Origin of the sequence: Microcoleus sp. PH2017_05_CCC_O_A, from assembly GCF_020738785.1 — a bacterium.
Classification (GTDB): Bacteria; Cyanobacteriota; Cyanobacteriia; order Cyanobacteriales; family Microcoleaceae; genus Microcoleus.
On sequence record NZ_JAEQCB010000017.1, the window covers coordinates 15,375 to 33,775 of the forward strand.

The 18,401-nt window shown below is 42.9% G+C and carries 14 protein-coding genes; 5 read left to right on the forward strand and 9 right to left on the reverse strand.

The annotated features are described in order from the left end of the window. The first annotated feature begins 108 nt into the window (after nt 1-108). Nucleotides 109-939: a S1C family serine protease gene (locus JGK20_RS05605; RefSeq protein ID WP_293216977.1), complete on the forward strand. Its 831-nt coding sequence runs from the start codon at nt 109-111 to the stop codon at nt 937-939. 676 nt (nt 940-1,615) lie between these two features. On the opposite strand, the gene JGK20_RS05610 is transcribed toward JGK20_RS05605, so the two are convergent. Together JGK20_RS05610 and JGK20_RS05615 are read right to left on the reverse strand one after the other, a co-directional pair. Next, entirely contained in the window at nt 1,616-7,039 is a 5,424-nt protein-coding gene (locus tag JGK20_RS05610; protein WP_293229703.1) for a VWD domain-containing protein, read from the reverse strand. Nucleotides 7,040-7,411: 372 nt separating this feature from the next. Beyond that, nucleotides 7,412-7,639 carry a hypothetical protein gene (locus JGK20_RS05615; protein WP_293210905.1) on the reverse strand — a complete coding sequence of 76 codons (228 nt, stop codon included), beginning with the start codon at nt 7,637-7,639 and terminating at the stop codon, nt 7,412-7,414. Nucleotides 7,640-7,966: 327 nt separating this feature from the next. Between JGK20_RS05615 and JGK20_RS05620 the strand changes: the two genes are divergently transcribed. Both JGK20_RS05620 and glgA read left to right on the forward strand, forming a co-directional pair. Continuing rightward, nucleotides 7,967-10,246 (forward strand): tetratricopeptide repeat protein, encoded by a 2,280-nt coding sequence (locus tag JGK20_RS05620; protein WP_293210903.1) that lies wholly within the window; start codon nt 7,967-7,969, stop codon nt 10,244-10,246. Nucleotides 10,247-10,599: 353 nt separating this feature from the next. Next, a complete protein-coding gene (glgA, locus tag JGK20_RS05625) occupies nt 10,600-12,027 on the forward strand; it encodes a glycogen synthase GlgA (RefSeq protein ID WP_293177010.1) in 1,428 nt (475 codons plus the stop codon). Between the two features lie 206 nt (nt 12,028-12,233). On the opposite strand, the gene JGK20_RS05630 is transcribed toward glgA, so the two are convergent. Further along, on the reverse strand, nt 12,234-12,662 hold the full coding sequence (locus JGK20_RS05630; protein WP_293177012.1) for a DUF1824 family protein: 429 nt from the start codon (nt 12,660-12,662) through the stop codon (nt 12,234-12,236). 402 nt (nt 12,663-13,064) lie between these two features. Here JGK20_RS05630 and JGK20_RS05635 point away from each other — a divergent pair, with 402 nt between their 5' ends. Then, on the forward strand, nt 13,065-14,000 hold the full coding sequence (locus tag JGK20_RS05635; RefSeq protein WP_293146205.1) for a polysaccharide deacetylase family protein: 936 nt from the start codon (nt 13,065-13,067) through the stop codon (nt 13,998-14,000). A 217-nt stretch (nt 14,001-14,217) separates the two neighbouring features. On the opposite strand, the gene rnc is transcribed toward JGK20_RS05635, so the two are convergent. Both rnc and JGK20_RS05645 read right to left on the reverse strand, forming a co-directional pair. Further along, the gene (gene rnc, locus JGK20_RS05640; RefSeq protein ID WP_293177014.1) at nt 14,218-14,931 is read right to left on the reverse strand and encodes a ribonuclease III; all 714 of its coding nucleotides are present in this window, start codon (nt 14,929-14,931) and stop codon (nt 14,218-14,220) included. Nucleotides 14,932-15,081: 150 nt separating this feature from the next. Further along, complete coding sequence (locus JGK20_RS05645) at nt 15,082-15,579, reverse strand: NYN domain-containing protein (protein WP_293177016.1); 498 nt, start codon at nt 15,577-15,579, stop codon at nt 15,082-15,084. A gap of 837 nt (nt 15,580-16,416) precedes the next feature. Here JGK20_RS05645 and JGK20_RS05650 point away from each other — a divergent pair. Continuing rightward, on the forward strand, nt 16,417-16,560 hold the full coding sequence (locus JGK20_RS05650; protein WP_325314842.1) for a chlorophyll a/b-binding protein: 144 nt from the start codon (nt 16,417-16,419) through the stop codon (nt 16,558-16,560). Nucleotides 16,561-16,755: 195 nt separating this feature from the next. Here the strand turns inward: JGK20_RS05650 and JGK20_RS05655 are convergent, their stop codons facing one another. The 4 genes from JGK20_RS05655 to JGK20_RS05670 all read right to left on the reverse strand — a co-directional run bounded on the left by JGK20_RS05655 (nt 16,756) and on the right by JGK20_RS05670 (nt 18,365). Further along, complete coding sequence (locus JGK20_RS05655) at nt 16,756-16,968, reverse strand: hypothetical protein (protein ID WP_293146201.1); 213 nt, start codon at nt 16,966-16,968, stop codon at nt 16,756-16,758. 107 nt (nt 16,969-17,075) lie between these two features. Then, on the reverse strand, nt 17,076-17,294 hold the full coding sequence (locus tag JGK20_RS05660) for a hypothetical protein (RefSeq protein WP_293177020.1): 219 nt from the start codon (nt 17,292-17,294) through the stop codon (nt 17,076-17,078). Between the two features lie 212 nt (nt 17,295-17,506). Further along, nucleotides 17,507-17,899, reverse strand: coding sequence for a response regulator (locus tag JGK20_RS05665; protein ID WP_293210894.1), 393 nt, complete (start codon nt 17,897-17,899; stop codon nt 17,507-17,509). Nucleotides 17,900-18,131: 232 nt separating this feature from the next. Next, nucleotides 18,132-18,365, reverse strand: coding sequence for a hypothetical protein (locus tag JGK20_RS05670; RefSeq protein ID WP_293177024.1), 234 nt, complete (start codon nt 18,363-18,365; stop codon nt 18,132-18,134). Nucleotides 18,366-18,401 lie beyond the last annotated feature (36 nt).

The window sequence follows — 18,401 nt, forward strand, 5'->3', positions numbered from 1 at the left end:
AGCAACTGGGTTTCTTTGCATCAGCCCTATCATTGTCAATATACAATCCAAAATCTCCAATCAAACATCGACAATAAATCAACAACCTATTTCAGGGAAATGCAAAATATGAGCGCTCAGGAAACTCAATTAAAGCTAGAATTGGCAAAAGTTCAGCAACTTTATCGCAAAATGCAGGCAGATCGGAAAGCTTTGCAGCAGCAATTGAAAGAGTTTAAAACTCAGACAGGAAACTTTTCCGATGTCGTCGAGCAAGTCTTGCCTTCCGTAGTTTCAGTTTACGTGATGGATTGGGATACAGGAGAAGAAATTTCTTCCGGGAGTGGCTTTTTTGTATCTCCTGACGTAATTGTCACTAACTATCACGTTATCGAAGATATTGCCGATGAAGATTACTTCTACGAGGAAGATGAAGTCGAACAGGTTTTAGTGGAAACTTACGACGGAAAGTTGAGAATGGCAGAGGTGGTATTTACAGGTAATGCGGAAGAGGATTTAGCATTGCTGTTGATTACTGGTTTTATCATCGATCCGGCAACAGGGGAACAAGTGGAGTCTCCCGAAGAATATCCTCCCCTAGAATTGTCTTTTGATGTCAAAGTGGGCGATCGGGTAATTGCTGTGGGCAATCCTATGGGACAGTTTGCTGCAACTGTAACTCAAGGTATTATTAGTGCAATTCGCGAACCGGAAGAGTATGAGGTGGGCGAGGATGATGAGGATGAGATTGCCGAGGTGAAGGTGTTGCAAACGGATGCGGCGATTAATCCGGGAAATTCGGGCGGCCCGTTGATTAATATGGCCGGTCAAGTTGTTGGGGTGAACACGTGGGGATTGGAAGATGCTGATACTATTAATTTGGCGATCGCCTCCGTTGCATTGGATGACTTCTTGGCTGGATTTGAAGAAACTTTTGAGGGTGAACCTGATGAGGAATAGTCGCTAGTTGTCGGTAATCTGTGATTCGGGCGATCGCACTTTTTGTGAAAAGATGTGAAAAGGGCGATCGCTGACTTCAGCATAATATACTGAGTATGAGTTAACAGGTAAACCCTTGAGTCCTTATAAACGCCGACAACGCTATAGGGTAATAAACTTGGTTTTTTGCGATAGAAACTCAGTCATCCAAATAGTCACTACTGGTCAAACAGTTCCATTAAAGCCAGTTAATGTGCCGCGAATTTCATACTTATTACCATAGCGCGTTTGTTCGCTTGGTGTTGCATCTAGAGGCAAAATTTGTTCTCTTAAGTCTTTTTCTAGTTGTCTTGGGTATAGTTGGCTTGTGCAAGAAATAAAGATTTATCATCTTGTAATAAAAACTTGAGCAAATACTGAGTTATTTTGGCCTCAGCAATAATGGTATCATCAGGTAGTTTCACTTACTTGATTTTGTAAGATTAGTATAGTCAATTTAAAATTATATATTATTTTCAGATTTTACAGGCCTGTAGGGGCGGGTTCGCCTAGATATTTGACACCCATCGACAAATTATCTAAACCCGCCCCAACCCAACCCAGAAATCAAAAATAAATTCAATTTAAAGTCAATCGGGGTTATTGATGGGGTCGGGCGGGTTTACAAAAATTATCTGTGGGTGACAGAATCGATCGGTTAACCCGCCCCTACAAATTTGAAATAATTACCAGTCAAACTCAAATTTGCACCTCCTTGGAGAATACTAATCAATTCATTTTGAGCCGAATCTTTGCGGTAAATTGCCGTACCAGTTTGGTTGGCTTGCGAGAAAGGAACTAACAGGTAATCATCCGCTTTACCCTGCAATTGAATACTATCTTCACTGGCATTAAAATCAGTAATCAGCGCGTAGTCACTATCGCCGTTATCGTAGTAAGTGTTATTGACATCTCCCAAGACGAAAATATCGCTCCCACCTCCACCAGTTAAAGTGTCAATTTCCTCAATTCCGGGGTTAATAGCATTGATGTCAACTCCGGTGAGGATATCGTTACCATTGTCACCTTTAAGCACGTCATTACCAAGTCCGCCAAAAAGCGTATCATTTCCATCTCCACCGATGACAATATCTTGCCCTTTTTCACCATCTAAGTAGTCATCATTGAGATTTCCTGATAACACATCTTGACCTGCATTGCCAAAGATTTTATCATTTCCTTGGCGACCGGAAATGGTTTCATCTGCTTGAGTTCCGTTGATAATATCATCTTGAACAGTGCCTTGCAAGCCATTATTCGGATTAGCAAAACCGAAACCTCGACTACCAAAAACGGCATAACTTTTGCCGGGAGAATCTTGGAATAAACTGCCAGGTGCGCCAACAATTAAATCGTCAATGCCATCGCCGTTAATATCTCCGCCACCGCTGACAGCAGTGCCAACTAAACCATCGGTTTCTACTCCATTTAAAACTAAGGCATTCTTACCGTTGGTTTGTCCTAAATTGAAATTAGCTGGAAATTCCTTTTTTCCAAAAATTACAAAGGTTTTGCCTGCATTGTTTTTGCTGTCAGAGTTGGCGCTGGAGGCTCCGATTAACAAGTCGTCAAACCCGTCTTTGTTGATATCTCCGGCATAGCTAACGGCATTTCCGGCAGATCCTTCTGGATCGAAACCAGAAATTATAAATCCGTTACTGCCCTTCAATTCAGCCGGGTTGACAATGACAGGAAATGCTTCTTTTTTGCCAAAAACTACATAGGTTTTGCCTGCATTAATTCGATCGCCAACTGTCGCACCTGGAGCACCAATTACCAGGTCTTTGTTGCCGTCACCGTTGATATCTCCTGTGGCTGTGAGGGCGATTCCAGAACGTTCTTCGGGAGTGAGGCCGGCGATGACAAATCCGGTAGTTCCATTTAATTCTGGGACGTTAACGCTGCCGAAAAATGCTCCTGGTTGACCGAATATAACGTAAGTTTTGCCTGCATTAATGCCGCCGCTGGTGTTGCCACCATCTGCACCAATAATCAGGTCGGGGATGCCGTCGCCGTTGATATCGCCGCTGCTGGCAGTACCGCTAGAATTGCCGTCAATGCCGTTAATAACAAAGCCGTTATTGTTGTTGATTTCAGCTAGGTTTAAGTTAGGAGAAAAACCTGTGGTGCGGCCGTAGATGACGTAGCTTTTACCGGGTGTGCCACCGAGGGGGCCGGGTGCGCTGATGAGTATGTCGTCAATGCGATCGCCATTAATATCGCTAATACCAGTCGCAAAGAGGCCGGCGTAGTCAAAGGTGTTGGTTCCTGTGACGGCAAAACCATTATTTCCGTTCAAATTAGCCAGGTTGAAGTTAGCAGGAAATCCTTTGTTTGTGCCGAAAACAATGTAAGTTTTTCCGGCATTATTTTGACCGTTGACAGTGGCACCGAAGGCACCAATAATAAAGTCTTTGATGCCGTCGCCGTTGATATCGCCGGCACTGCTGACTGTGCCGCCGCTGAAACCTTCGGCATCGGTGCCGTTGAGGGTGAAACCATTTTGACCGTTGAGTTGGGAAAGATTGACGCTGGCGGGAAATTTTTGATTACCAAAGATGACTTGACTTTTGCCGGCGGCGTTGACGTTATTGGGGTCGGCACCGAACGATCCGACTATGATATCGTCAATTTTGTCGCCGTTGATATCTCCGGTTTTGCTGACAGCAACTCCTGAAAAGTTACCTGCTTCTGTGCCGTTGAGGACGAAGCCGTTATTGCCGGAAAGGTTGGAAAGTTTGAGGCTGTTGATGTTGATATTAACGGTGGCAGCTTGTATTTGTTTGCCGTCTGTTAGGAGGTAGTTAAATTTATCGGTGCCGGTGAAGTCTAGCGGTGGGGTGTAGGTGAGTTTGTCATCGCTTTTATTGTCTGGGGTGTTGTTGTTGTCGAGGGTGATGATGCCTCCAGCAAGGGATTTTGTGTTGAATTCTTTGATGGAGAGGGGGTCTTTTGCGGTGGTATCGTTGGCTAGGACATCGATTTTTGTGGCTGTGTTGACGGTGGTGGTGGAAAAGTCGCTGTTGGCGGTGAATGGAAGGGCGATCGCAAGTATGCTATCTGGATCTGGTGCGTTGATTGCTTCCTCAAGAATGTCAGGATCGAAGTTAGTAAGTACGAGGTCGATGATAGCAGCTTCGCGGGTGGTGGGATTTTTGATGCGATCGCCTATTAGTTGTTCGGCTTTTGCAACATCGGCGGGGATTAAGTCGGAGATTTTAACTTTCTGGCGGGGGTAATTTTTCAGGGTAAAGGTGTTGGTGTTTTCGCCGGGATTGTAGTCGAATAAGGATTCAGCTTGATTGACTCGCCAGCTATCAGCATATTCGCCGTAAAGTTGACTGGGAGAAACTGGTTCAGGAATTACAGTTCCGTCGCGTTTTGCTAAGTCATCTTTGGGGTTTTTGTTAAAGTTGCCGAGTAGTCCTTTGACTTTGCCTTCACGTTCATCTTTGAGAAAAACATCAACATTGACGCGACTTCCTACACTTGCAACTAATTGATCGCCAGTGGGATAAACAATAGTATATTTGCTGCTTTCACGATAGATGCTGCCGTCTCCAATGGCAAGCGCATCATTGTTGGCTATTTGGGTTGGTTTGCCGTCGATTAAAAGTCCTTGGTCTTTGTAAATTCCGATGCGTTTTCCACCCAAAACTGTTGCTACGGCAGTGTTATCGGATACATTGCTGCGGGGGTTGTTGCCAATAGGTTGTTGTCGGACTTGGATTTTTAGGTCGCCTGTTGTTGATTCGATTAAGGTGAATTCTCCAGCGGCTTGGAAATCGTGATATTGTTTGTCAATGGTGACGATGCGGGGATCGTTGAAGGTTTTGCCTCCATTTTTGGGCTTTTCGGGTTTTTGGTCGTTGTCGATGATGATGCCTGTGGCATCAATTGTAGACACAGTATCGTTTGTAGCAAAACTTGAACCATCAGATTTTTTCAGTTTAACTTTAAAAGTTTCGGTTGACTCTGGTTTGTCATCTCCGGTAGTTGGTACAGTAATATCAGCACTAACTTGTCCGGCTGGAATTGTTACCGATCTTTGACCTGGGAAATAGTCTTCACCTGCCTTTGCTGTGTCGTTTTCATATTCAAGTACCAAAAATACTGGCTCATTTGACGGTTCATTACGGGATACTGTGAATACTAGGTTTTCTCCCTCATCTGCACGCGCATCTGAGATGGAATATGGGAGGTTGTAAGGAATTTCGTACTCAACTTCAACAATTAGGTTTTTGGTTGCATCGCCGGAAGGCATTTTATCTTCTAATTCTTTTCCAATGTTAGGATCTGAAGGGTTGATAGCGTTCAATATTGGATGCAAAGGCTTAGGAGTGCTGTCTTTTGTACCAATGTAGGCAATTAGGGGATCAGTTGCAGCACCACCACTTGGCACTTGCACTGAAAGGGCAGGTCCAATTTTAACTGGAGGTGATTTGAACTTAGCCTCCGCAACTTCTGAAACACCTAGACCAGCAGTCTCCAAACCTACTTGCCCTTGAAGACCTTTAATATCCAAAAGAGAACCTTGCAAGATCAAACCTATGTCATTTCTAACTTGACCGAATAATTCATACTTAGCCTTAACTTTGAAGAGACCAGATCCTTGAGAAGGAGCTTGAAATTCAAACTTGTTCTCCAGACTTCCCAAAACTCCCTTTTGCTCCGCTTGTCCCTCCGCTGAAAATGTAACTGCCACTTTTTCAGGGTCGAATGTGAAATCTTGCTGTAACCCCAATCCTAAAGTGGTTTTGATATCTAGCAAATCAAATCCGAATGTCGCATTGATTCCGGGAATAACTGGTACGGGGACTTCAATACCAAGCCCTTTGGGAGGAAACAGTATCTTATCTAAATCAAATGCTCCCTCAATAATGTTGTTTGACTTACCAGATGCTCTAATATCTGGCAGCAGTGGATCGGTATTGTCTTGAGGAGTTGCGGTTTCCAACTTTTCTAATTTGGGGAATGAAGCAGTCAATGTTCCTAGTCCATCAAGAAGAGAAATCTCACCCGTAATACCAAGAACATCTATATTCGCAGAAACTTTTATAGGACTTACTTCTACTCCAGCACTAGGAAAATTACCCATTGGAGTTTTGAAGGTCAGATCCTTTATTTTTCCTGAACCTAAATCCATCTCAAAATTTACACCAGCATTGGGTAACTCAAATCCTTTAGTATTTTTGAATGATGCCGCTGGGTTTTTAACTCCTACACCAGGTATAATTAAAAATTTTTCACCCAAATCTACTTGTTTCGGTAATTGAACGGCGACATCAACAGGATAGGAAAATTCTGCTTTGCCATAGTTACCTGCAAATACATTAAAAAAAACTGAAGCTTTTAATTTGTAATTGATTTCAGCATCAAAGTCAACGACAGAAGTTCTGAATTGTTGTGGTGGGACTGGTGGATTCTCTTTAATCCACTCGTATTCAACCCTTTTAGGCTCACTACCATTTGTCCAATTTATAAGATTGTTGGCATAGAAATTAAGGTTTTCTTTTTTACTCGTCATCTCAGCCTGCTCGATCGCCCTCAATTCCCCATCCAAAACAACGATCGCCGAATCATCCTCACCCTTCAACGCCGCCAATTCCCCCTGACTCAACGCCTTACCTTGAACTAAATCCGAAAAAATCTCCCCCTCATCCCCGATCGCATCTACAGTATTAATCTGCGAATCAACAAAATGCCCAAATTCTTCCAGCAAAACACCCGCAACAGCCGTAACATTCCCCGCATTTTTGGCAAGGAATTCCCGCGACAGATAAATCTTCCCAGTCGCAGCCGCAAACGCACCCAAAGCACCATTAATCTCAGCTTCGGAACGAATCTCAATCTCTGGAAATTCGCTAAAATCTCCCTGTGCCCAAGCTGATGCTAACTTTACAGCTTTCTCAACATCAAAGCTGTTGCCGAATGCTACCTGCATCTGCGCCAGAAAATCTGGAGTTGTCGCCAAACTGCTGAGGGTATTCTGCGCGATCGCACTTCCCATACTCAAAGCGCCATCCTCAACACCCGTACCCACTTCAGTACCGAAAAACTCATCATCTGTTAGCCATTTCATAATCCGATCTCCTCAAAAAAACTATTTGTTTGCCAAAAAACAAAAAGCCGGAGAAGCGGCGATCGCACATAATGCGAAATCACCACTTCCCCAGCCCCGCGAAACTCACATCCGTCCCGAACTAGGTTTTGTGTTTATTTAATTGATTCAAACTTTTAAGACCGCCAGCCATCGCAGCCGTGCAGCGTAGATACACTTAGGCTTTATTCACCTTGACAAAATAACATACACCATTCTCGTCTGTTTGTCAATATCCTACAGGGACTTATATCAATTTCGGTTACACTGGAATGATAGGTCGGAGACTGCACGTGCCGTCTCCCTACCCCAAAATAATATTGTAGGGACACGGCACTGCCGTGTCCTAATTTCTTATTCCTTGGAATTCCACTCCCTAACATCTGCATCGGTAATATAGTGCCGATAATAAGTTGAACCCTTCACCGTCACTTGAATCTTACCTTTACCCTTTTCCACCCTCTCACTCTCAATCGTCACCTTGCCAAACCCTGTTTCTTTCCAAGTCTCATACAAAATGTCCTCAATTCGATCGAAAACCCGATCGATCGGATTCTCTCTGCTTTCTGGCAGTGCTGCCATATCTTTTACTCCCCCATGGGACTTGACACGGTTTGCATCCGAACTATCCGAATCCATCGCATCCGACAAAAACTCCATACTTCTCAGCTCCAAAATGGTATTTGCAAAAATTTAATTATTGAATAACTTTTAACCCGTAACTTAGTGTAAAATCAATAAACATTCAAAACTCACAATTGTGCAGTCACAGGCAGCAGTCACCAACCTCTGACATTTCGCAGCCCAACGCGATCGCACTTAAGACATCACACTTTTTCAAACATCCCAGGGGTTAGCCACCCCTAAATACACCACCATATCGCACTTGTACCCATAGGCAAACCACCCATGAATCAAGCAGAATTTATCACCATTTACAATAATTTAGGCAACAAATGCAAGCAAGTTTTGAAGCAAAAACTAGCTGGAACACCAAATAAACAAATCATCAAAATTATCCCTATTAAATCAGAAGCAACTGTACGCCAACATTTGACAACAGCATATCAAGCATTTGGCTTAGGAGACGACAAGCGCTCTAGCTGGTCAGATTTGCAGTCATTGTTTTTTCAATTCATGCCCGAATTAATCCCAACGAAACTAGAACCACAACCATTAAATTCTCGCTGGGTAGAACGAACTTCAGATATTACTAAACTCCAAAAATGGACATCAGAAAATTTCAAAATTTTGATAGTAGTAGGAGAAGGCGGCATCGGCAAAACTACCTTAGCACAGCAATACTTGGCCAGTTGCCAATTTGAAAAAATCTTAGATATGAAAATTGCCCTAACTCCCGAAAACTTGCGGAGTGCCGATTCATTTGTGCAGACTTGGCTGCAACAAGATTTTCAAGAAGATGCACCCAGAGATTTTAGCCTTAGTTTAAACTTACTAGAAAAAAAATTGCGTCTAATCAAAGTTGCAATTTTCATAGATAACTTAGAGCCTGCTTTACGCAACGGTATGTTTTTACCTGAATACCGCAATTATGTAGAATTGCTGCGGGTACTCAGCGATCCAAGAATCAAAGGAGTCACGCTGATCACCAGTAGAGAAAAATTAAAAGAACCTGACATCAGAGGTGTTCAAACTCACACTTTAACAGGCTTGAGTCCAGAAGCATGGCAACAATATTTTGAATATCCCAAAACTTCAGAAGATTTACAATCTCTGCAAGAAATGCACGCACTCTATAAAGGCAATGCTCTGGCAATGGAAGTGCTGTATAATGATATTCAAAATAATTATGATGGAGATATTGCCGAAGCTTGGCAACAAAACCGCCAAGAATTACAGCAGCTAGATCCATTTTCGTTTCTTATCAACAATCAATTAAATCGCCTCAATGCTCACTCTCATCAAGCTTACCGTTTGCTATGTCGTTTGGGAGCTTGTCGGTATCAAGAAATTGAATGGTTGCCAGATACTTGCATCAAAGCTTTGCTGTGGGATGTGACACCAGCAGAACAATTGAAAGTAACGCGGCGGTTGTGTGACTATTCCTTGCTACAATTACATCGGGGTAAATACCGAATGCACCCAGCAATTCGGGCGGCGGGTTTGAATCAGTTGCAAAAGAGCAGCGAATGGGAGCAAACTCAAAGGGCGATCGCACAACATTGGTTTTCTAGTGTAGAACACATTCAATCCCCTCAATTAGGTTTGCAAGTTTTAGAAGCTTATTATCATTTCCGAGAAATTGAAGATTATGATTCAGCTTGGGATGTATTGTGCCGTCCTGCTATACCTATTTTACCAGAAGAATTATTTCTATATTTTTTATCTTGGGGATACATCAGCCAAACACTAGAATTAGCAGAAAAACTGGTAAATCGAGTTTCGCCTAACCGGGAGGCAAGTCTGTATCGCTGCATCGGTGACTGTCACGCCTATCTACTAGCGGATGGTTTTGAAGTAGCTTTAGAATATCACCGCCAAGCTCAATTTGCTGCTAAGCGTGAAGGCGATAAATGGACAGAATTTAACTCTTTTAGTGATATGGGTTTGTGCTATATTGCTGCTGGTGAATACGAGTTAGGATTAGCGATTTATCAGGCCAAACTTAATCTAGCTTTATCTCCTGTATCTCCTGCAATTCAATCTCGGCTAAATAGTTGCTATTGCGAAGTTGCTCTGTTGCACTCTTATTTAGGACAAGCGAGTGAGGCGAAAGCAGCATTGAAAGAAGCTACAAGACACTTGCAACAACCTTTAGAAAGTGTTCCGCCTTGGCAAGCTTGCTGGGATTTGAATATGGCTGGTTTAGCTCAAAAACATATTGGCGAGTACGAACAAGCTAAGCAAACTTTAGAGCAAGTTGTGGCGATCGCACAAAATTGCAACTTTACATCAGACATCGCCCGTGCCTGGTATATTTTAGGTGACGTTTTTCGAGAAAGTAATGATTTTTCAGCGTCTTTGAAATATCAAAACCAAGCTATTGAATTTTATACCAAAATTGGTGCTAAGTACGAATTAGGGATTAGCAATTATTACATTGGCTTGACATATCGCGACTTGGGACAGTTAGAAATAGCGGCAAAACATTGGCAAAAAGCTATTAAAATATTCGAGGCAATGAAAAGTCCTAAGCAAGTGAATAAAGTTCTCGATTGTCTAAAATAATTTGAGACTTGAGATTTAAAATTAACTCTAAAAAAGATTTGAAATTTGAGATTTGAGATTTACTCCACAGCCTGTACTGGCAGCTTTAACTAATACCTATTATGAAACATCTTGCCACCTATAGATTCTACGCGAGCATCTTTATGCACTGAGGCTAAGCCGTGTCCCGCGCGGGTAGCTTAAAGAAACCGGGTTTCTGGGTTAGGACTTACTCTTGTAGAGACACCGATTTATAACGTCTCGCCACACAGCAACTCAGATTTATACTTGTTTTTTGCACGGCACGTTAACATTGTGTCCCTCGCCATTTAAACTTGATCTAGCCTAACTATCCCAAGGAACACAAAAAAATAATGCGAATTTTATTTGTATCCGCCGAAGCAGCACCCCTAGCCAAAGTGGGCGGTATGGGCGATGTCGTCGGCGCTTTGCCTAAATTTCTGCGCCGCATGGGTCACGATGTCCGCATCTTCATGCCCTACTACGGCTTCGTCCCCGACAAAATGGACGTTCCCAAAAAACCTGTTTGGAATGGGGCGGCCATGTTCCAAAGCTTCTCCGTCTTTGAAACTCTTTTGCCGGGAACCGATGTACCTTTATACTTATTGCAACATCCATCTTTCTTACCCCGCCGCGTTTACGGCGGCGTAGATGAAGATTGGCGGTTCACTTTCTTTGCCAATGCTGCCGCTGAATTTGCCTGGAATCACTGGAAACCACAAATTATGCACTGTCACGACTGGCATACGGGGATGATACCTGTTTGGATGAAGCAAGACCCCGATATCAGCACAGTTTTTACTATTCACAATTTAGCTTATCAAGGGCCGTGGCGCTGGCGTTTGGATCAGATGACTTGGTGCCCTTGGTATATGCAAGGTCACAATACAATGGCTGCGGCTGTACAGTTTGCCGATCGCGTAAATACAGTTTCACCCACCTACGCCGAACAAATCAAAACCCCAGCCTATGGGGAAACTTTGGAAGGTTTGCTATCTTTCCTCGGCGGCAAAGTATCAGGTATTTTGAACGGAATTGATACAGAATCTTACAACCCAGAAACTGACAAGTACCTCCACCAACAATTCAGTGTTGATACTATTGACAAGCGCCCAGTTAACAAAATTGCGCTGCAAGAAGAAGTCGGTTTGGAAGTGAATAAAAATGCCCTGTTAATCGGCATGGTGACGCGGCTAGTAGAACAGAAGGGGCTGGATTTGATCATTCAAATGCTCGATCGCTTCATGGCCTATACCGACGCTCAGTTTATTGTACTCGGAACGGGCGATCGCTACTACGAAACCCAACTCTGGCAAATGACCGCCCGCTATCCCGGCCGAATGTCCACCCAATTACTCTACAACGACGCCCTCTCCCGCCGCATTTACGCAGGCTGCGACACCTTCCTGATGCCCAGCCGTTTCGAGCCCTGCGGCATCAGCCAAATGCTCGCCCTCCGCTACGGTTGCGTCCCAATGGTGCGCCGCACCGGCGGTTTAGTCGATACCGTATCTCACAACGACCCGATTAATGATACCGGCACAGGTTACTGTTTCGATCGCTACGAACCCCTCGACTTATTCACCTGCATGATCCGAACATGGGAAGGTTTCCGCTACAAAGATAAGTGGAAAGAACTGCAAAAGCGCGGCATGAAAGAAGATTTTGGCTGGGACATTTCTGCCAGAAAATATGTCAACTTGTACAGCGAAATTCTCGGCATCTCACCAGACGAAATCGCACCGGAACCGGAAACCGAATTAATCATTGGTAAAGGTTAATCTCTTTCTTTGTAGGGTGCGTCAGGCGTTATTGTCGCTTTAATGAGTAGGATATTTGCTGACGCACTCGAAAACCTGTCATTGCGAGGCACGAAGCAATCTCTCTTACCCTGCGATTGCTTCGTGCCTTGCAATGACATCATCTAAATTTCTATTCTTCCTTCTTCCTTCTTCCTTCTTCCTTCTTCCTTCTTCCTTCTACTCAATTAATCAACAAATAAATCGAGAGGTAAATGACCGTAAGTCCCGCTAACTCCATCTTCCGAGGAAAATTGGCACGATACTAACACGCCCCGATAAGTTCCAGGATAGCCATCAACATAATACGAACCCTTCAAAGTATTGAACTTAATATAAACCGAACCACTAAATGCAGCAAAAGCACTTGGATCTAAAACAGCATCATATCCCAAAGCCTTCAAATAAGTTGCTAAAGCTGCAAAACCCTCATCCGTCGAAGTCGCGCAAACTCCAAGCATTTGGTAATCCGACAAACTTGCTACCAGCAAAATCGCTTCACGCAGCGCCTGTTTTTCCAGTGGCGATGCTACAGATTGCATATCCAGACAAGTAAAATCCTTGAGGATTTGCTGTGCTGCTTCTACAGTTAGGGTAGTCGGGTTGTGAGTAGACATCAATTGCTCTGATATTTCCAAAAAGTACGATCGACACTCGGGTATTCGTCAGTCGATTTTAGATTTTAGATTTTAGATTTTAGATTGACTCCATAGATGAATCTGGGAGATCCAACCAAAGTCTAAATTTGGGGAATCTTTACGACTCCTGTCAAGGGCTTGCATCCCTATCCAGGTGAGGTCAACGGATTTCTGCCATTGCAACCCTCGATCGACAGCCGTAACACTCGCGCCAGCCCCGATTATAACGCATTTTGGGTTCTCGGAAGCATTTTGGGCGATCGGCTTACGGCATCCACACTCTACCTAGATTCCAAAGAAATACCAAAAAAAATGTCAAGTTAGCTGAATTTGCCTCTATTAATGGTAGAGGTAAAAAGCACACAACTTGGTAAAGAAAGTATGAGCTTCGAGCAATTGTTAGAAAACATAAAATTCCTGGAAAATTTTCTTTTTAGACTGCTACACAAAGTCAAACTGATTTACTTATTGGTGATATTTGCCATCAGTATAGGTATTTCTGGCTGGACAGTAGAATCTAACTTCACCAGAATCCCTATAATCGGTTTTCACAACATTGTAGACACTCGCAATCCCGCCGACTTACCACCTCGGAGGCTCGCTTTTCCCACTAACTACACCAAACAAGACTTGTCAGTATTTTTAGAATATCTAATTAAAGAAAACTATTGGTTTTTATCATCTCAAGACTTGTACGTATACTTTATTGACAAGTCGCAGCCAATACCCGCTAAAAATCTCGGTCAAAAACCAATCATGATAACCTTTGACGACGGCTACAAAGGCGTTCATGAAAATGCACTTCCAATATTAGAAAAGTTGTCTGTAACCAACAAAGAAAAGGGTAAATTTGTGTTATTTGTCAACCCTCACTTTTTAGGTATTGATATGGGCAAAGATTTTTTAGCACACACTACTTGCAACGATTTAAGAGATGGATATCAAAAAGGTTTTTATGACATTCAGTCACACGGTTTTACTCACAAAGACTTAACTAAGGTGAGCGGAAAAGAATTAGAATTTGAAATTGCAAAATCTAAGTTAGAGTTGAGAAAATGTCTGGGGGATTTAGACAAAAATAAAGTTATCGGCGCTCACATCGCCTATCCCTACGGCGCATCAGACTCGGAAGTGGAAGATATTTTGCCTAAATATCATTTAAGTGGCTTTTTGTACAATGACCATTTATTTAGAGTAAACCGACTGGAAAATAACTACCGCATCTCTCGCATCACTGTCGATAAAAATACGTCGCCTACAGATTTAATTAGGATAGCCAAAAGAGCTTCTACTTTGAGAAAGAAAGAGTGGCTTTAGGCAGCATTTCGGGTTTTTATATCTCTTTGATTGGGCGAGTTGATGTATCCCCAGAGCCACTGAGGCGCGCGTCTATTGTGTCATCTGGAAAACAAACTATAGCGGTTCTTAATCGTGGTTAGGTATCCCCGATGCCCTGTTTGGCCGATGCCCCATGCCCATGAGTACCTCATCTTTCTGAGAAAGGCTATAGTAGTTTTTATCGGTGTTTTCACGTTTAGATCAGTCCGCGTTTTTTCAGCTTTGCTAGCGCATCTTCAGCCGCATTTTTCTCAGCATCTTTCTTGCTTTTACCTTTACCTTCTCCATAGGATTTGTCTCCAACATAAACTTTAGCGAGAAATTCGGGCTGATGGGGCGTTCCTCCTGCTTGGACTGTCACGTATTTGGGCGGAGTCGTGTCACCGTTGGCTTGTACCCATTCTTGAAAGCGGTTTTTCGAGTCTACAGTCGATCGCGTTTCCACCACATTGTCGGGAACAGAATCAAACATTTGCCATACAAACTCACGAACTTTGTCCATATTTTCGGTGTCGAGATAGTAAGCGCCAATGAATGCTTCAAAGGTGCTGCTGAGCAAATTTGGATTAGTAATTCCACCTTCTCGATAAGCTCCTTTGCCGAGCCGCATTTTTAAGTCTAAACTGATTTCAGTAGCAAATCTGGCTAATTGTTTTTCATCTACCAATGCAGAACGTCGGCGAGTCATTTGATCTTCTCCCATTTCTGGGTGACGCTGATAGAGATATTCGCCGCTGAGAAATGTCAGCAAAGCATCGCCGAGAAATTCTAAGCGTTCGTTGTCTGCTTCGCGGAATGTGGGGTTTTCGTTGACGTAGGAACGGTGGGTTAGTGCTTGGCGCAGCAGTTTTTCATTGTTGAATTGGGGAATCGTTATTTGGAGTTCTTGTGTTTGATTAGTTGATGGCATGGGAGTTTGATAATTGTTATTGATTTTGGAGTTTCTTGTTGTTATGTTGGCGGACATGAAAGAGCCGCAGATGGCGGTTGGTTTGGAGAATTTAGTTTATCAAATAAACTAGATTTTTGCTATCTGCGGCGGGGTAAATGTCGAGGTTGTTTATGCTGTGACTTTGTAAGTCTCGATCGACTTTGGCAATTCATCGATCAAGTAAAATCTATCTGCAAGCTTTTTGAGATTGTGACTATCATTACCTTTGCGGGCAACAATTATTACCTTCTTCCCCTTTTCATGCAGCTTCTGAATCAAAATCTCACCGTAGCCGTCTCCAGAGACAATAATAAATGTGTGTGGGTATAGGCTACTTGAAGCCTCACTAAAGCAGTCTGCTGACAAATGAAAGTCTACAGCATTTTTAATGTTTTGGGATACATGAAAACATTCAAAATTTTGAGAGCGCAAATTTACTTGTGCTGCCTTATTTTGTTGTTGCCAATTATCGTAAACTTTGCGGTTAACTACATATCCAAATTTATTAGCCAAGAGCAATAAATCTGGGGATATTTTTAAGGTTGGGATGTTTTGATAATCCCAATAAATGGAAACTAAAGCTTGCTGTTGGTAGATTAATCCATTTGAGGTTCGATGAGTGTCCATTTGAGTAATTCCTAAAATTTGGTGGGCTGGACAGCCTCGACATATCGCGCATCTAGCATTAATGGAGTTTTGTCTGTGGATTTGCTCAAAAATGAACATCTCGGCACAAGACAATCTGTTACCATAAAACACTTTGATTTTGTAGGGATTTGATTAGCGTCTTAGCTACAGGGTTGATAGAACTGTAACGAGCTTAGTAGCAGCCCGTTGAAGGGAAATCTAACTCTATAATGTTTCGATTTATGTCAAAATTGTAAGTAACCGGGGAAAATTAATTACATAAAGACTCTTTACGCTTGTAATGGTTTCAGGCGAAATGCCGTGTAATTAATTCTGCACAACTACTTATTAACTTGTTAAAACGACATTAGACTTAATTTCCGCTCAACGGGATTCTAGAAACTTGCTACAGTTCTATCAACCGTGCAGCTAAGACGACTCAATCAACATTCCTTAATTTTGAATGCGATATTTAGTTTTAGCTCTGCCTTTAATCTAGCTTTTTGAATTTTTGATGTCAAGTATTTAGTAAAAATTATTTTTCTGACATTCTTAGACCTCTGAGCAATATTTTCGTGAACCTGACACCGATCGCAAGTTACGCGCTTGCGACAAGAGTGAAACCCCGTTTCTACGAGATTTGGCGACTACTCACAGAACATATCGGGAGAAACCCGGTTTCTCACCCCCGTGCGATCGCCCACAAGCCCCTCTACACGTCGATTCATCCTGCTGACAAGCAGCATTTGAAAAATAAATGTAAAAATATGTTGCAATGTTTCTTTCGCTATGTTAAGTTTAGTTACATAAGGTTGAAATACAACGAGGTTTATGGTCATGGAAAACAAAGACGCAAAAGTAGGCTTCACCGAGTTCGCTGAAACCTGGAACGGTCGTTTGGCAATGCTAGGCTTTGCGATCGGCTTAGCTACCGAATTCCTCACCGGTCAAGGCATTCTCTCTCAAATCGGTTTGATGTAATCAGCTTAACTCCATACAAGAGCTGTAATTTGTGGGGGCGATCGACCCCCTTACAAGTGCGATCGCCCGCACGCAAATAAGTCCCTTCACTCACAGTGAAGGGACTTTTGCATTTTTTATTAAAAATTCAAACCGATGGCACAATCAAAAAACTTTTTCGTCTCAATATTTATCGTCAGTCAAACTCGATCTTTCCTAAGCAATTCCTACTGAATCCAAAATTCTCGCTTTAGGAGTCAAACCAGTAAGCTTCACCAAGCCTTCTTGTTTGTGAGTCCGCAGGCTGTTACCTAAAATCATCTCCGACAGATCCGGCATTTCCTGCCAGCAGCGCGAGCAGAACCAATAAACGCGATTGTGGCGAGCGTGGCGTAGCAATTGAGAGGAGCAACAAGGGCAACTATTCATGATATTTTAAACCTTCTTTAAGATATGGATCGATAAACCAATTGATTACAGAGATTGAGGAATGCCGCTGTATCTCTACTCCAGGCACAACAATAAAAAAGCTCTTTTCACTCCAAACTTTGAGCGTCTGACAAGTAGCACTTTTGGATGCCCAACAGCAACACCACAATTAGAACCTGAACGCCCCAAGGAGCCCAAGAGAAACCCCAAATAAAACAACCCAGTCCGGCCAAAGCCACAAGAACAAAAATATCTTGAGAGGTTTGCCAGTAAATCCAGACGGCTGCCAGAGAAACTATCAGTAGCAAAATGTAAGCTGATGGCATAGTCGTCTTCTCCCAAGGTTTTGGCAAACAGTCAGGATCGATTCCTGACGATGTGCTTAAATTAAAACTTAAACCTGAAGAACTTATGAAGATAAGTAAGTTGTTACAAAAAAAAATATAATTCTGCCCGATTATATTCAGCATAAAAACCGAGCAGAAATAATTTGTTTTTTTGGTTAGAGATTTCACAGATTTTAAGGCGCACAATCGACCTATGCTTCCTGCCAGCCCAGAGCTTCAGCCACCTGAGCAGCCAAAGCCATCGGTTCAAAAGGCTTAGCAATCACACTCACTACCCCCAAATCTGCGAACATTCGCCTGTCGCTAGCGAGAGCCTTAGCGGTCAATAAAATTACCGGAATGTGGTGCGTAGCATCATTAGCTTGTAACTGTTTAAAAGTAGTAGGCCCGTCTTGGTCGGGCATCATCACATCCAAGAGAATAGCATCAGGCTGTTCGGCAAGAGCCTTAGCCACACCCTCGCGACCAGAACTTGCGGTCAGGACTTCCCAGCCCCCCACCACCTCAAGACTGACTTGAGCCACTTCCCGAATATCTTCGGCATCGTCAATAACCAAGATGCGTTTGGCAGTCAAAATTAACATCTTTTTTAAGAATCAGAACTGATTACAGACTAGAGGCGAAATGTGAATGTTTTGTAAAGCAAACTTTTTTTACCGATCGGACTTTACAGTAAAGCTGCAAAACTGTACAGAAGAATGAAGTTCGGCAACGAGCAATGTACGGGATGTAACGGATGGAAGGAAGAAGGAAATCTTTCCTTCTTCCTCGCGATAGAAGCTATCTAGCGCAAGGGTTTCAGCAATTAAGAACGTCCTAACCGCCTTGGCCGTTGCTATACAACGGAGTCCCCAAAAATCCGCTGTTCGATCGACAATCGCGATTTTGCCCGTCCCTGCCTGTATAATCCGTCTTTGCCAAAAATGACTGGCCCGGACGCACTTCAGACGCCTCGAAAGCTGGTTTTTTAGCGTTTCTGCTGCCTGCAACCCAGTCTTTTGGTAAAAAAGCCTGGTTTCTGCATCCAGGATGGTATGAAAATTTTTGCATTAATATTTTTTCATTAGTCATGGCTAATGCAATTTA

Bases quoted from the DNA above. Each gene is read 5' to 3' on its own strand.
- JGK20_RS05615 (WP_293210905.1), bottom strand. From the start codon at position 7,639: ATGGCAGCACTGCCAGAAAGCAGAGAGAATCCGATCGATCGGGTTTTC.
- JGK20_RS05665 (WP_293210894.1), bottom strand. From the start codon at position 17,899: ATGTTAATTTTGACTGCCAAACGCATCTTGGTTATTGACGATGCCGAA.
- JGK20_RS05650 (WP_325314842.1), top strand. From the start codon at position 16,417: ATGGAAAACAAAGACGCAAAAGTAGGCTTCACCGAGTTCGCTGAAACC.
- JGK20_RS05605 (WP_293216977.1), top strand. From the start codon at position 109: ATGAGCGCTCAGGAAACTCAATTAAAGCTAGAATTGGCAAAAGTTCAG.
- glgA (WP_293177010.1), top strand. From the start codon at position 10,600: ATGCGAATTTTATTTGTATCCGCCGAAGCAGCACCCCTAGCCAAAGTG.
- JGK20_RS05635 (WP_293146205.1), top strand. From the start codon at position 13,065: ATGAGCTTCGAGCAATTGTTAGAAAACATAAAATTCCTGGAAAATTTT.
- JGK20_RS05610 (WP_293229703.1), bottom strand. From the start codon at position 7,039: ATGAAATGGCTAACAGATGATGAGTTTTTCGGTACTGAAGTGGGTACG.
- JGK20_RS05630 (WP_293177012.1), bottom strand. From the start codon at position 12,662: ATGTCTACTCACAACCCGACTACCCTAACTGTAGAAGCAGCACAGCAA.
- JGK20_RS05620 (WP_293210903.1), top strand. From the start codon at position 7,967: ATGAATCAAGCAGAATTTATCACCATTTACAATAATTTAGGCAACAAA.
- rnc (WP_293177014.1), bottom strand. From the start codon at position 14,931: ATGCCATCAACTAATCAAACACAAGAACTCCAAATAACGATTCCCCAA.
- JGK20_RS05655 (WP_293146201.1), bottom strand. From the start codon at position 16,968: ATGAATAGTTGCCCTTGTTGCTCCTCTCAATTGCTACGCCACGCTCGC.
- JGK20_RS05670 (WP_293177024.1), bottom strand. From the start codon at position 18,365: ATGCAAAAATTTTCATACCATCCTGGATGCAGAAACCAGGCTTTTTTA.
- JGK20_RS05645 (WP_293177016.1), bottom strand. From the start codon at position 15,579: ATGGACACTCATCGAACCTCAAATGGATTAATCTACCAACAGCAAGCT.
- JGK20_RS05660 (WP_293177020.1), bottom strand. From the start codon at position 17,294: ATGCCATCAGCTTACATTTTGCTACTGATAGTTTCTCTGGCAGCCGTC.